Source organism: Streptomyces sp. SID5785 (assembly GCF_009870065.1).
Taxonomy (GTDB): Bacteria; Actinomycetota; Actinomycetes; order Streptomycetales; family Streptomycetaceae; genus Streptomyces.
Genome location: NZ_WWIA01000649.1, coordinates 1 through 13,709, shown reverse-complemented (window position 1 = coordinate 13,709; position 13,709 = coordinate 1). Strand labels below are relative to the sequence as shown.

The window sequence follows — 13,709 nt, the reverse complement described above, 5'->3', positions numbered from 1 at the left end:
GGTCCACCTCCAGACCCACCACGGCACCCCGCTCAAGACGATGGGCCTCGACCAGCGCGCCTACCCCGCCGTCGCCCGCGGCGTGGACTTCGACGCGCTCCTGACCCGGGTGGCCCGCTGGGACTACAGCCTCAGCTCCAACCCCCACTCCACCCGCGTCTGGCAGCACGCCTACCCGGGCGACTACGTCCCGCTCGACCTCGGCTACCCGCGCAACGACGTCTACCACCGGGCCGGCGCCGCCGACGTCCGCGCCGCCCGCGCCCGCCTCGGCATCCCCCCGGACCGCCGCGCCCTGCTCTACGCCCCGACCCACCGCGACGGCGAGAAGGCCTGGACCCCGCGCCCGGACCTCGCCACGCTCGCCCGGCAGCTCGGCGACGACACCGTCCTGCTCGTGCGCGGCCACTACGTCCACGACGGCCCGGCCGCCCCGCTGCCCGACCGCGTCCTCGACGTCAGCGCCCACCCCTCGGTCGAGGAGCTCGCCCTCGCCTCGGACGCGCTGATCACGGACTACTCGTCGCTGATGTTCGACTACGCCCACCTCGACCGGCCCGTCGTCTGCTACGCCGACGACTGGGAGACGTACGTCGCGACGCGCGGCGTCTACTTCGACCTGACGGCCGGTCCGCCCGGCCATGTCGCCCGCGACCAGCGGGAGTTGACCGAGATCCTGCGCTCCGGCGCCTGGTGCGACCGGGAGTCGGCGGCGCTCCGCGACCGGTTCCGGCGCCGCTTCTGCACGTTCGACGACGGGCGGGCCGCCGAACGCGTCGTGCGCCGGGTGTTCCTCGGCGAACCGGCCGAGGCCCTGCCGCCCGTCCTGCCGCTCGCGTCACGCACCGTCGCCCCGGCGCCCGCGCAGGCGTACGGCTGACGGGGCCGGTTCAGCCGCGCGAGCGGGCCCGCAGCCGCCACGGCATCGCGACCGACTCCAGCTGCACCATCAGGTTCATCTTCGACTCGCCGACCGTGCGGTCCTCGAAGTGGATCGGCACCTCGATGACGCCCTGCCCGCGGCGCAGCGCCCGGTACTTCATCTCGACCTGGAAGCTGTAGCCCGCGCTGTCCACCGACGCCAGGTCGATGGCGCGCAGCGCGTCCTCGCGCCACAGGTTGAAGCCGCCCGTGATGTCCCGCACGCGGGTGCCGAGGATCGTGCCCGCGTATGCGTTCGCCCAGCGCGACAGGAGCTTGCGGTGCGCGCCCCAGACCTCGGAGAGGCTGCCGCCCTGCACGTAGCGGCTGCCGATGGTGACGCCCGCGCCGGTCGACAGCGCGACCCCGAGCAGCTGCGGGACCTTGGCGACGGGGTGGCTGCCGTCGGCGTCCATCTGGAGCACGTAGCGCGCGCCGTCCGCGACGGCCTGCGCCATGCCCGCCGCGTAGGCGCGGCCGAGGCCCTCCTTGCCGGCGCGGTGCAGCACGGCGATCCGCTCGGACCCGTACCGGCGCGCGTACGCGTCGGCGATGTCGCCGGTGCCATCGGGGCTGGAGTCGTCGACGACGAGCAGCCGCAGCCCGGGCAGCGGCAGCTCCATCAGGGCGTCGGCCATGCCCGGCAGGTTGCCCGCCTCGTTGTACGTCGGCATGACGACGGTCAGCGGGGTCGCCGCCCAGTCGTCCGGCAGGGCGACCGCGCGTGCGGCCGACTCGGCGTCCGGCCGGTACTGCTTCGACGTCATCCGCTCTCCCTGGTCCGCGTGCTCGGTCCCCCATCGGTACCACCGAAACACGGCGGCGACCGGGCTGACACTCATACAGATCACAAGAATCGGGTGAGCGGTCCGGCCCGGGAACGACCGAGGGGCGCCCGTGGGCGCCCCTCGACCGATGCCGGCGGAGTCTACGAGTGCGTGCGCAGCAGCGTGCGCATCGTCCGCATCGCGACCGACAGGTTCGCCAGGTCGAAGGCGTCCGAGCCCTGGATCTCCTCCAGGGTCGTGCGCGCACGGCCCAGGATCGCCGCGTTCTTGTCCTCCCAGGCGCCGAACCGCTGCTCCGGCGTCGAGGTCCCGTTCCCGGCGGCCAGCACGTCGGCCGTCAGGGCGGCGTGCGCCGCGTACAGGTCCTCACGGATCGACGCGCGGGCCATCGACTGCCAGCGGTCGGCCCGCGGCAGCTCGATGATGCGGTCCATGAGCTGGGTGATCGACAGGCGGTCGGCCAGGTCGTAGTAGACCTCGGCGACGGCCAGCGCGTCCTTGCCCATGCGGTCGCCGATCTGGACGATGTCCAGCGTCGGGAACGCGGACGAGAACCCGGCGACCCGCTCGGCCAGCTCCTCCGGGACCCCGGCGGCCGTCAGCTCGTCGAGGATGCCCCGGTACCAGTCGGCGTCCGCGCCCCGCAGCATCTTCGGCATGGCGGCCCACACCTCGGTGACGCCGTCGCGGAAGAAGTCGATCGTCTCCGCGAGCTGCAGCGGCTGCGGCCGGTTGTTGAGCAGCCAGCGGGTGCCGCGCTCCACGAGCCGGCGCGAGTGCAGCCGGATACGGGTCTGGACGTCGGCGGCGACGACATTGTCGAGCGCCTCGACCGCGTCCCACACCTCGCTCAGGCCGAAGATCTCGCGGGCCGCGAGCTGCGCCCGGACGATCTCCTCCAGGGACGCGCCGGTCTCCTCGCGCAGGCGGTGCAGGAACGTCGAACCGCCCGTGTTCACCGTGTCGTTGACCAGGACCGTCGTGATGATGTCCCGGCGCAGCGCGTGCCCGTCGATCGCGTCCGCGTACTTCTCGCGCAGCGCCTCGGGGAAGTAGGCGTGCAGCAGCCGGCGCAGGTACGGGTCGTCGGGCAGCGAGGTCCGGATGAGCTCGTCCGACGCCGTGATCTTCGTGTACGCGAGCAGCACGGCCAGTTCGGGCTGGCTCAGCCCGCGCCCGCCGTTCAGGAGCTCCTTGATCTGCCGGTCCGTCGGCAGGAACTCCAGGGCGCGGTCCAGGTGGCCCTGCTTGCCGAGCCGGCGCATGAAGCGCTGGTGGGCGTGGAGCAGGGAGGGGGCCTGGGCCTCGGCGTTGGCCAGGGCGGTGTTCTGCGCGTAGTTGTTGCGCAGCACCAGCTCGCCGACCTCGTCGGTCATCGCGGCCAGGAGCTTGTTGCGCTGCTTGACGGTCAGGTCGCCGTCGGCGACCAGGCCGTTGAGCAGGATCTTGATGTTGACCTCGAGGTCGGAGGTGTTCACCCCGGCGCTGTTGTCGATCGCGTCGGTGTTCACGCGGCCGCCCGTGCGGGCGAACTCGATGCGGCCCAGCTGGGTCGCGCCGAGGTTGCCGCCCTCGCCGATGACCTTGGCGTGCACGTCCTGGCCGTCGACGCGGATCGCGTCGTTGGCCTTGTCGCCGACGTCCGCGTTCGACTCCGCGGACGACTTCACGTACGTGCCGATGCCGCCGTTCCACAGCAGGTCCACCGGGGCCTGGAGGATCGCCTTCATCAGCTCGGCCGGGGTCATCTTGGCCTGGCCGGACCGGATGCCGAGGGCCTCGCGGATGTGCGCGTTGAGCGGGATCGACTTGGCGGAACGCGCGAAGACGCCGCCGCCCGACGAGATCAGGCTCTTGTCGTAGTCGGCCCAGCTGGAGCGCGGCAGCTCGAACATGCGGCGGCGCTCGGCGTACGACGTGGCCGCGTCCGGGTCCGGGTCGATGAAGATGTGCCGGTGGTCGAAGGCGGCGACCAGGCGGATGTGCTCGCTGAGCAGCATGCCGTTGCCGAACACGTCGCCGGACATGTCGCCGACGCCGACGACGGTGAAGTCCTCGGACTGGGTGTCGACGCCGAGCTCGCGGAAGTGCCGCTTGACGGACTCCCAGGCGCCGCGGGCGGTGATGCCCATGCCCTTGTGGTCGTAGCCGGCCGAGCCGCCGGAGGCGAACGCGTCGCCCAGCCAGAAGCCGTAGGACTGCGCGACCTCGTTGGCGATGTCGGAGAACTTCGCGGTGCCCTTGTCGGCCGCGACGACCAGGTAGGTGTCGTCGCCGTCGTGGCGGACCACGCCGGAGGGCGGCACGACCTCGCCGCCGACCAGGTTGTCCGTGATGTCGAGCAGCGCCGAGATGAACGTCTTGTACGAGGCGATGCCCTCGGCCATCCACGCGTCCCGGTCCACGGACGGGTCCGGCAGCTGCTTGGCGACGAAGCCGCCCTTGGCGCCGACCGGCACGATCACCGTGTTCTTCACCATCTGCGCCTTGACCAGGCCGAGGATCTCGGTGCGGAAGTCCTCGCGCCGGTCGGACCAGCGCAGACCGCCGCGCGCGACCTTGCCGAAGCGCAGGTGCACGCCCTCGACGCGCGGCGAGTACACCCAGATCTCGTAGGCCGGCCGCGGCTCGGGCAGGTCCGGGATCGCCTTGGGGTCGAGCTTCATCGACACGTAGGCGTGCGGCTTGCCGTCACTGGTCTGCTGGAAGAAGTTCGTCCGCAGCGTCGCCTTGATGACGGTGAGGAAGGAGCGCAGGATGCGGTCCTCGTCGAGCGAGGCGACCTGGTCGAGCGCGCCGTCGAGCTCCTCCAGGAGACCGTCGACGATCTCGGTGCCCGCGCTCTGCCGCTCGGGCGACATCCGCGCCTCGAAGAGGCTGACGAGCAGCCGCGTCGTGTGGACGTTGGTGCGGAGGGTGTCCTCCATGTAGTCCTGGCTGAACGTGGCACCGGCCTGGCGCAGGTACTTCGCGTACGCGCGCAGCACCATCGCCTGCCGCCAGGTCAGCCCGGCACCGAGCACGAGCGCGTTGAACCCGTCGTTCTCCGCGGCGCCCGTCCAGGTCGCGGCGAACGCCTCCTGGAAGCGCTCACGGCCGTCGGCGCCCATCTCGTCGCCGTTGCCGTTGCCGTTTCCGTTGCCCTGCTTGGGCAGGCGCAGGCCGAAGTCGTAGATCCACGCCGTCGTGCGGTCCGCGCAGCGCAGCTCGTACGGGCGCTCGTCGGTGACCTCGACGCCCAGCCGCTGGAGGACCGGGAGCACGGCCGACAGGGAGACCGGCGCACCGGTCCGGTAGATCTTGAAGCGGCGCTCGCCGGGGGCGGCGCCCACCGGCTCGTACAGGGAGAGCGCGAAGTCCTTCTCGCTGCGGGCGAGCGCCTCCAGGTGCACCAGGTCGGCGACGGCGGCGCGCGGCGAGTGGTCGGCCTTGTAGCCCTCGGGGAAGGCGTGGCCGTAGCGGCGCAGCAGCTCGGCGGCCCGCTCCTCGCCGCACTCGGCGTTGAGCGCCTCGGCGAAGCCGTCGGCCCACGAGCGGGCGGCCTCCACGAGCCGGGCCTCGATGCGGTCCTTGTCGGCGTCGGTCAGGTGCGGCAGTTCGGTGCCGGGCGGGACGCGGACGACGAAGTGCAGCCGGGACAGGATCGACTCCGTGTTCCAGGCGGTGAAGTCGACGCTGGTGCCGCCGAGCTCCTCCTTCAGGATGTCGATGATCCGCAGCCGCACACCCGTGGTGTAGCGGTCGCGCGGCAGGTAGACGAGCGCCGAGTAGTAGCGCCCGTACTCGTCCTTGCGCAGGTAGAGCCGGAGCCGGCGGCGCTCCTGGAGGTACAGGACGGAGGTGACGATGGAACGCAGCTCGTCCGGCGGGGTCTGGAACAGCTCGTCGCGCGGGTACGTCTCCATGATCTGGAGGAGGTCGCGGCCGTCGTGGCTGTTCGGGGTGAACCCGGCGCCCTTGAGCACCTCGGCGACCTTGCGGCGCACGACCGGCACGCGGCGCACCGACTCGGTGTACGCGGCCGAGGAGAAGAGCCCGAGGAAGCGGCGCTCGCCGATGACGTTGCCCTCGGCGTCGAACTTCTTCACGCCGACGTAGTCGAGGTAGCTGGGGCGGTGCACGGTCGCGCGGCTGTTGGCCTTGGTGAGGACGAGCAGCTTGTGCTCGCGGGCCTTGGCGCGGGCGTCGGCGGGCAGCCGGCTGAAGGACGGCGACGCCGGGTGGTGCTCGTCGGTGTCGTGCTGCGGGTCGGAGCGCAGGATGCCGAGGCCGGTGCCGGGGACGGCGCTGAGCGAGTCGTCCTCGGTGAGGTCGTACTCGCGGTAGCCGAGGAACGTGAAGTGGTCGGCGGACAGCCAGCGCAGCAGCTCGCGGGCCTCCTCGACCTCCTGCGCGTCCACGTCACCCGCGGTGGGCTCGGCCGGCAGCTCGTCGGCGATGCGCAGCGCGGCGTCGCGCATCTTCTCCCAGTCCTCGACGCACTCGCGCACGTCGGACAGGACGCGCAGCAGATCGGCGGTGATCTGCTTGAGGTCGGCGCGGTCGGTCTCGCGGTCCGTCTCGACGTGGATCCACGACTCGGTGAGCACGTCGTGGCCCTCGGCGGTGGCGCCGTCGGGCAGCACCTCGAGGAGCTTGCCGGCGACGTCACGGCGGACGACGACCTGCGGGTGGATCACGACGTGGATGCCGCGGCCCTGACGGGACAGCTCGTTGGTGACCGAGTCCACGAGGAAGGGCATGTCGTCCGTGACGACCTCGACGACGGAGTGGCTGTTGGTCCAGCCGTTCTCCTCGACGGTCGGGGTGTGGACCCTCACGTTCGCGGTGCCCTGCGGGCGGTTCTCGGCGAGACGGTAGTGGGAGTAGGCGGCGCCGAAGACATCGACCGGATCGCGGTCGCTCAGGTCCTCGGGCGCGGTGTGCAGGTAGTAGCGCTGGAGGAACGTGAGCACGGTGTCGCTGTCCGGGGTGCCCGCGTCCGTCTGCCCAGTCGGAAGGTGCCCCCCCACCGGGCTGTTCTCAGCTACCCGGGCGGCCCGATCGAGCAGCTCGGCCTTGGCTTCGTCCAGCTTGGTCTGCATGGTCCTCTGGCTCCTGTCGCGCGCCGTTGCGTGACGTAGACGTGTTCGAGAAAAAGCGATCGGCATGACGCTCCGGCGCGGGGTGTCCGGTATGCCTCGACGTTATGCCGGAATGGGAGAGACGCGGACAGATATGAGCCATTTTCGGCGCATCGGAGGTCCGCGGGAGACAATCAGCGGCTGAGCGCCGGGCACGGTCGCGGTGACGACCCGTGGACTCCCGGCGCGGGCAGGGGGCGACGATGCCCCCGCGAGATATCGCGCTGATCACGGGTCCAGGCTATCGCTCCGCCCCCGGCACCCGTCATGAGCCGTATGTGTACAAAACCGGGGGGCGAACTTTGACACTCTGCACAGATCGCTGAGCCCCCGAGTGTGCAGGGGCGCGCGGAAGTGATCGTTCAGGCGGTGCCCGCGATCCGCTGGGCCTCCCGGACCGCCTCGTCGAGCGTGTCGACGACCGGCACGCCCACGTCCTCCAGGCTGGCCCGGCTGTGCGAGCCGCCCGTGTACAGCACCGCGCGGGCGCCCGCGTGCAGCGCGGCGACGGCGTCGTCGGCCGCGTCCCCGATGACGACCGTGCGCTCGGGGGCCACCGCGTCGAGGGTGCCCAGGTGCCGCACCATGTGCTCGGCCTTGCTGCCGCCCGAGGGGCCGGTGCGCCCGTCGACGCGCAGGAACCGTCCGGCGATCCCGAAGCCGTGCACGAGCGGCACGAGCGCCTCGTGCTCGTACATGCTCAGGATGGACTGGCTGCCGCCCGCCTCCTGCCAGCCCGCCAGCAGGCCCTCGACGCCGTCGGTGAGCCGGCAGGCGCCGGAGCGGCTCGCGTAGTGCCGGTGGAAGGCCGCGTCCATGACGAGCCACTCGTCGTCGGTGGGCAGGCGCCCCATCAGCCGCTCGTAGAACTTGGGGACGGGCACGCAGTACAGCGCCCGGTACTTCTCCAGTGTGATCGGCTCGAGGCCGATCTCCTCGAAGGCGGCGTTCGTCGCGCCGATGACGGCCTCGTTGTCGTGGAACAGCGTGCCGTTCCAGTCCCAGACGATGTGCGCTGCGGCCTGCGCCGCGGTCTGCTTCCCCATCCCCCGAACGTACCCTCCGCTCAGCCGGCGGAGCCGATCAGGTTCGGGATCTCCTGGGTCGCGAACCAGAGCAGCTCGTGGTCCTCGGCACCGTCCACGACGAACTGCGCGTCGTCGTCCCCGTGGTCGGCGGCGCCCAGCGCCGCGACGGCCGCGGCCACGTCCCGCTCGGCGTCGTCGGCGTCCACGTGCACGGCCGCGGCCTTGGCCAGCCGCACGGCGTCCCGGACGGACACCTCACCGAGCGCGCCGGGGTCCAGACCCCGGTCCGGGTCGGCGACGGCCGCGCCGTCCGGCACGTCGACGGCGACCACGACGCGGCGCCGCGCGGCGTCCGGCTCCCCCGCGAGCATCCGCAGCGAGGCGAGCGCGGCGCGGTTGAGCGCGGCGTACTCCAGCTCCTCGATGTCGTCGGAGACGTACCACTCGCGCAGGGCGGGCGTCACCGCGTAGGCGGTCAGCGGCGCGGGCCCCAGCTCGCCCGCCTTGTACGCCGCCGCGAGTCGAGGCAGGGACAGGGGTACGTACACGCGCATGACGGGCCGCTCTCTCGTCGTCGTCTTCTTCGGCCTCTTCGGCCTCTTCGGTCGCAGAAGGCTTTCAGGATACGTGCGGGCGTCCCCCTTCGGGCCGCCGCCCGGACCGGGCCGCCGCGTCAGCGCGGCGCCGCCGGTTCACCCCCGGCCGGCCTGTGCGCGCGGGGCCCGCGCGGCCCCGGGCCACTCTGATGAGCGAACCGGCCCCTGGCTCCCGACGGCCCGCGGCGGCTCTTGCGGGGCCCGGGTCCGGCCTCGTACAAGATCATCACCACGAAGTTACCGATGAGTATCGGAGGCGCTGTGCAGAAGGTGATGACCAGGCGGGGGCCCCGGCGGAGCACCCGGCCGCCCGCCCGGCGGGACAGCGCGGGCCCGGGCCCCGGACGGACCGCCCCGCGGACGCCGCCGCACCCGACCGAACTGTTCACCGAGCGGCTCGTCCTCGTGCTCAGCGGCCAGAAACCGCTGCACTGGTTCGCCCGGCACGCCCTCCACCAGGCCTACGAGGACCTGCTGTGGCTGGCCGCCGAACGCTCCCTGGGCCCGGCCCGCCCCCGCATCCACCGCATCGGCCACTTCGAACCCGCGCCCGGCTCCTACGAGGTCTTCGCCCGCATCGCCGCCGGCCCCCGGCTGCACGCGCTCGCCTTCCGGCTGGTCCTCGACGACAGCATGCGCTGGCGCTGCACGGCGGTCGAACTGGACGGGCGCCCACCGCGCGAGTCCGCGCCCTGAGCGGGACCGCCGGTCAGCGGCTCCCGTCGAAGGGCCCGGCCGCGGAGACGCGGGCGCCCCGGGAAACCGGCTACCGCCGGACACCGCCAGGACGCAGACTCGTCCCATGACGACGGACTCGGCGAACGACGCGACCGCGAGCACGGCGGCGGACAGGGCGGCCGACGGGGCGGCGGACCCGGCCGGCCGGAGCGTGGGCAGGGCGGAGGACCCGGCGAACCGGACCGGGGAGAAGGCGGCGGGTATGGCGGACTTCCGGGAGGCGGTCGTCGCCTGGGACGCCGGCAGGTCCGGCGGGGCCGACGGCGGGGTCGACGGGGCCGGAGAGCGGGCCCGCGTGCTCGCCCGTCAGCTGCCCGTGCGCACCGCCGTCCTCCTGGAGGGGCCCAGCGACGCCGCCGCCGTCGAGGCGCTCGCCGCCCGCCGCGGCCGCGACCTCGCCGCCGAGGGCGTCTGCGTCCTGCCGATGGGCGGAGCCATGAGCATCGCCCGGTTCGCCGCCCTGCTCGGCCCGGCCGGTCTCGGCCTGCGCCTGACCGGCCTGTGCGACGAGGCCGAGCGCGGCTACTACGAGCGCGGCCTGGAGCGGGCCGGCGTCGCCCTGCCCGACCAGGAGTTCTACGTCTGCGCCGCCGACCTGGAGGACGAGCTCATCCGCGCCCTCGGCGTCCTCCGCGTCGAGGAACTCGTCCGCGCGGAGGGCGATCTGCGCTCCCTGCAGACGTTCCAGCGCCAGCCCGCCCAGCAGGGCCGCCCCGCGCCCCAGCAACTGCGGCGCTTCTTCGGCACCAAGAAGGGGCGCAAGATCCACTACGGGCGGGCGCTGACCGAGGCGCTGACCTCCGGCCGCGCCCCCGCACCGCTGGAGGACCTGCTCGCCGCGCTGTGACCCCGCGGAGTTGCCTACGCCCACCGGGCACGGCCCGCAGGACACGGCCCGCCGAGCACGCAGAAGGGGCCGGACACGAGGTGTGTCCGGCCCCTTCCCACGATCTACGACGCTGCCGTCACTTCTTGCGGCGGCGCCCCTTCTGCTGCTTGCGGCGCTCGGCGCGGGTCAGACCGTCGGCCTCGGAGCGGGTCGGGCCGCCCTCGGTCACGAAATCGCCCTCGTCGACACCACCCTCCGCGTTCGGCGCCTGGAAGTGCAGGCGGTCCGGACGCTGCGGAGCGTCGAGACCCTTGGCCCGGATCTCCGGGCGGGACGCCCCGGCCTGCGCCGGAACGGTGTCCTCCGGCGACTTCTCCAGCGAGGTGGGCGCCGCGTCCTCGACCGGCACCTCCTCGACCTGCTGCTCGACCTGGACCTCCAGGTTGAACAGGTAGCCGACGGACTCCTCCTTGATGCCCTCCATCATGGCGGTGAACATGTCGAAGCCCTCGCGCTGGTACTCGACCAGCGGGTCCTTCTGCGCCATGGCCCGCAGGCCGATGCCCTCCTGGAGGTAGTCCATCTCGTAGAGGTGCTCGCGCCACTTGCGGTCGAGCACGCTCAGCACCACGCGGCGCTCCAGCTCGCGCATGATCTCGGAGCCGAGCTGCTCCTCGCGGGCCTCGTACTGCGCGTGGATGTCGTCCTTGACGGCCTCGCCGATGAACTCGGCGGTGAGCCCGGCACGGTCCCCGGCCTCGTCCTCCAGCTCCTCGACGGTGACCTTGATCGGGTAGAGCTGCCGGAAGGCGCCCCACAGCCGGTCCAGGTCCCACTCCTCGGCGAAGCCCTCGGCCGTCTCGGCGCCGATGTAGGCGTCGATCGTGTCGTCCATGAAGTGCTGCACCTGCTCGTGCAGGTCCTCGCCCTCCAGGACGCGGCGGCGCTCGCCGTAGATGACCTCGCGCTGGCGGTTGAGCACCTCGTCGTACTTCAGGACGTTCTTCCGCGTCTCGAAGTTCTGCTGCTCGACCTGCGACTGGGCGGAGGCGATGGCGCGGGTGACCATCTTGTTCTCGATCGGGACGTCGTCCGGCACGTTGGCCATGGACATCACGCGCTCGACCATCTGGGCCTTGAACAGGCGCATCAGGTCGTCACCGAGCGACAGGTAGAACCGGGACTCGCCCGGGTCGCCCTGACGGCCGGAGCGACCGCGCAGCTGGTTGTCGATGCGGCGCGACTCGTGGCGCTCCGTGCCCAGGACGTAGAGCCCGCCGAGGTCCTTGACCTCCTCGAACTCCGCCTTGACGGCCTGCTCGGCCTTCTCCAGGGCGGCGGGCAGCCGGGCCGCCCACTCCTCGACGTGCTCGACCGGGTCGAGGCCCGCCTGGCGCAGCTCGGCCTCCGCGAGGTCGTCCGGGTTGCCGCCGAGCTTGATGTCGGTGCCTCGGCCGGCCATGTTCGTCGCGACGGTGACGGCGCCCTTGCGGCCCGCCTGCGCGACGATCGTGGCCTCGCGGTCGTGCTGCTTCGCGTTGAGCACCTCGTGCTGGACACCGCGCTTGGACAGCTGCTGCGAGAGGTACTCGGACTTCTCGACCGACGTCGTACCGACGAGGATCGGCTGGCCCTTCTCGTGCTTCTCCGCGATGTCGTCGACGACCGCGTCGAACTTGGCGACCTCGGTGCGGTAGATCAGGTCGGCCTGGTCCTTGCGGACCATCGGCTTGTTCGTCGGGATCGGGACGACGCCCAGCTTGTAGATCTGGTGGAACTCGGCGGCCTCGGTCATCGCCGTACCGGTCATGCCGGAGAGCTTGCTGTACAGGCGGAAGAAGTTCTGCAGGGTGATCGTCGCAAGGGTCTGGTTCTCGTCCTTGATGTCCACCCCTTCCTTCGCCTCGATCGCCTGGTGCATGCCCTCGTTGTACCGGCGGCCGGCGAGGATACGGCCGGTGTGCTCGTCGACGATCATGACTTCGCCGTCGATGACGACGTAGTCCTTGTCCTTCTTGAAGAGCTCCTTCGCCTTGATGGCGTTGTTCAGGTAGCCCACCAGCGGGGTGTTGACCGACTCGTAGAGGTTGTCGATGCCCAGCCAGTCCTCGACCTTGGCGACGCCCGGCTCGTGGATGGCGACCGTGCGCTTCTTCTCGTCGACCTCGTAGTCGCCGGTCTCCTCGATGCCCTTGAGCTGATTGCCCGCCTCGCCCTTCTTCAGGCGCGTGACGAGCTTCGCGAAGTCGCCGTACCACTTCGTGGCCTGGTCGGCGGGGCCGGAGATGATCAGCGGCGTACGGGCCTCGTCGACGAGGATGGAGTCGACCTCGTCGACCACCGCGAAGTTGTGACCGCGCTGGACGAGCTCGTCCTGCGCCCACGCCATGTTGTCGCGGAGGTAGTCGAAGCCGAACTCGTTGTTCGTGCCGTAGGTGATGTCGCAGTTGTACTGCTCGCGGCGCTGGGCCGGCGTCATGTTCGCCAGGATGCAGCCGACGCTCAGGCCCAGGAACTTGTGGACGCGGCCCATCATCTCGGAGTCGCGCTCGGCCAGGTAGTCGTTCACCGTGATCAGGTGGACGCCCTCGCCGGACAGCGCGTTCAGATACGTCGGCAGAGTGCCGACCAGGGTCTTTCCCTCACCCGTCTTCATCTCGGCCACATAACCGAGGTGGAGGGCGGCGCCACCCATCAGCTGGACGTCGTAGTGGCGCTGTCCGAGCACGCGCTTGGCGGCCTCACGGACGGTGGCGAACGCCTCGGGCAGCAGGTCGTCGAGGCTCTCGCCGTCGGCGTACCGCTCCTTGTACTCGTCGGTGAGGGCGCGCAGCTCGGCGTCGGAGAGGCTCACGAAGTCCTCTTCGATGGAGTTGACCTGGTCCGCGATGCGGTGCAGCTTGCGCAGGATCTTGCCTTCGCCTGCACGCATGATCTTCGAGAGGACGGACACTGGGGTTGGTCTCCTTGCCGGTCGGGCCTGGCACGGTCGGTTACCCAGACGACAGCCTGAGCAACGGCCATCGTATGCGAGGACCCCACCGCGCCGGGAGGTCTGCCATCAGGTCCAACGGACGGGCGGCACGGAAGGTGCCGGTACGGGGCATGAAAACTGGTGACATCCCGGGCCCGTCCCGAGCAGAATCGGTCGATGGACCCCGTGACCCTGACCACCGACCGCCTGCAACTGCGCACGTTCGTGCCCGCCGACATCGACGAGGTGTACGCCGCGGCCCAGGATCCGGACATCCAGCGCTGGACCACGGTCCCTTCCCCGTACGCGCGCGTGGACGCCGAGTACTTCGTCCGGCACCTGGTGCCGGACGGCTGGCGCGCCGACACCGAGTACACGTTCGCGGTACGGCACGAGACCGACGGCCCGATCGTCGCCGCGGCCTCGCTGCACCACCCGCGCGCGGGGGCGTGGGAGGTCGGCTTCTGGTCCGCCAAGGAGTACCGCGGCCGCGGCTACATGACGGAGGCCGTCCTGGGCCTGGCCCGCTGGGCCTTCACCGACCTGGCCTGCGTCCGCCTGGAATGGCGCGCCGAGGCGGGGAACGCGGGGTCGCGGGCGGTCGCCGAGAAGGCCGGGTTCACGGTGGAGGGGGTGCTGCGGGCGGGGCTGCTCAACAAGGGGGTGCTCCGTGACTGCTGGATCGGCTCCCTCCTCCCCTCCGACCTCGCCC

Annotated in this window: 9 protein-coding genes; 4 read left to right on the top strand and 5 right to left on the bottom strand. The window is 71.6% G+C overall.

The window, feature by feature from the left end:
• Positions 1-880, top strand: an 880-nt coding sequence (locus GTW43_RS21265; RefSeq protein WP_202501774.1) for a CDP-glycerol glycerophosphotransferase family protein, incomplete at its 5' end; no start/stop codon positions are given.
• A 10-nt stretch (positions 881-890) separates the two neighbouring features.
• Here GTW43_RS21265 and GTW43_RS21260 read toward each other — a convergent pair.
• The 4 genes from GTW43_RS21260 to GTW43_RS21245 all read right to left on the bottom strand — a co-directional run bounded on the left by GTW43_RS21260 (position 891) and on the right by GTW43_RS21245 (position 8,414).
• Positions 891-1,688, bottom strand: coding sequence for a polyprenol monophosphomannose synthase (locus GTW43_RS21260; protein ID WP_161303609.1), 798 nt, complete (start codon positions 1,686-1,688; stop codon positions 891-893).
• Between the two features lie 161 nt (positions 1,689-1,849).
• Positions 1,850-6,793 carry an NAD-glutamate dehydrogenase gene (locus GTW43_RS21255; protein ID WP_161303608.1) on the bottom strand — a complete coding sequence of 1,648 codons (4,944 nt, stop codon included), beginning with the start codon at positions 6,791-6,793 and terminating at the stop codon, positions 1,850-1,852.
• Positions 6,794-7,194: 401 nt separating this feature from the next.
• A complete protein-coding gene (locus GTW43_RS21250) occupies positions 7,195-7,878 on the bottom strand; it encodes an HAD family hydrolase (protein ID WP_161303607.1) in 684 nt (227 codons plus the stop codon).
• A gap of 20 nt (positions 7,879-7,898) precedes the next feature.
• Positions 7,899-8,414, bottom strand: coding sequence for a hypothetical protein (locus GTW43_RS21245; RefSeq protein ID WP_161303606.1), 516 nt, complete (start codon positions 8,412-8,414; stop codon positions 7,899-7,901).
• A gap of 285 nt (positions 8,415-8,699) precedes the next feature.
• Between GTW43_RS21245 and GTW43_RS21240 the strand changes: the two genes are divergently transcribed.
• Positions 8,700-9,152 (top strand): Rv3235 family protein, encoded by a 453-nt coding sequence (locus GTW43_RS21240; protein ID WP_202501773.1) that lies wholly within the window; start codon positions 8,700-8,702, stop codon positions 9,150-9,152.
• A 244-nt stretch (positions 9,153-9,396) separates the two neighbouring features.
• Positions 9,397-10,041, top strand: coding sequence for a TOPRIM nucleotidyl transferase/hydrolase domain-containing protein (locus tag GTW43_RS21235; RefSeq protein WP_161303610.1), 645 nt, complete (start codon positions 9,397-9,399; stop codon positions 10,039-10,041).
• 118 nt (positions 10,042-10,159) lie between these two features.
• Here the strand turns inward: GTW43_RS21235 and secA are convergent, their stop codons facing one another.
• Positions 10,160-12,976, bottom strand: coding sequence for a preprotein translocase subunit SecA (gene secA, locus GTW43_RS21230; RefSeq protein WP_161303605.1), 2,817 nt, complete (start codon positions 12,974-12,976; stop codon positions 10,160-10,162).
• A gap of 198 nt (positions 12,977-13,174) precedes the next feature.
• Between secA and GTW43_RS21225 the strand changes: the two genes are divergently transcribed.
• Positions 13,175-13,709, top strand: a 535-nt coding sequence (locus tag GTW43_RS21225) for a GNAT family N-acetyltransferase (RefSeq protein ID WP_161303604.1), incomplete at its 3' end; no start/stop codon positions are given.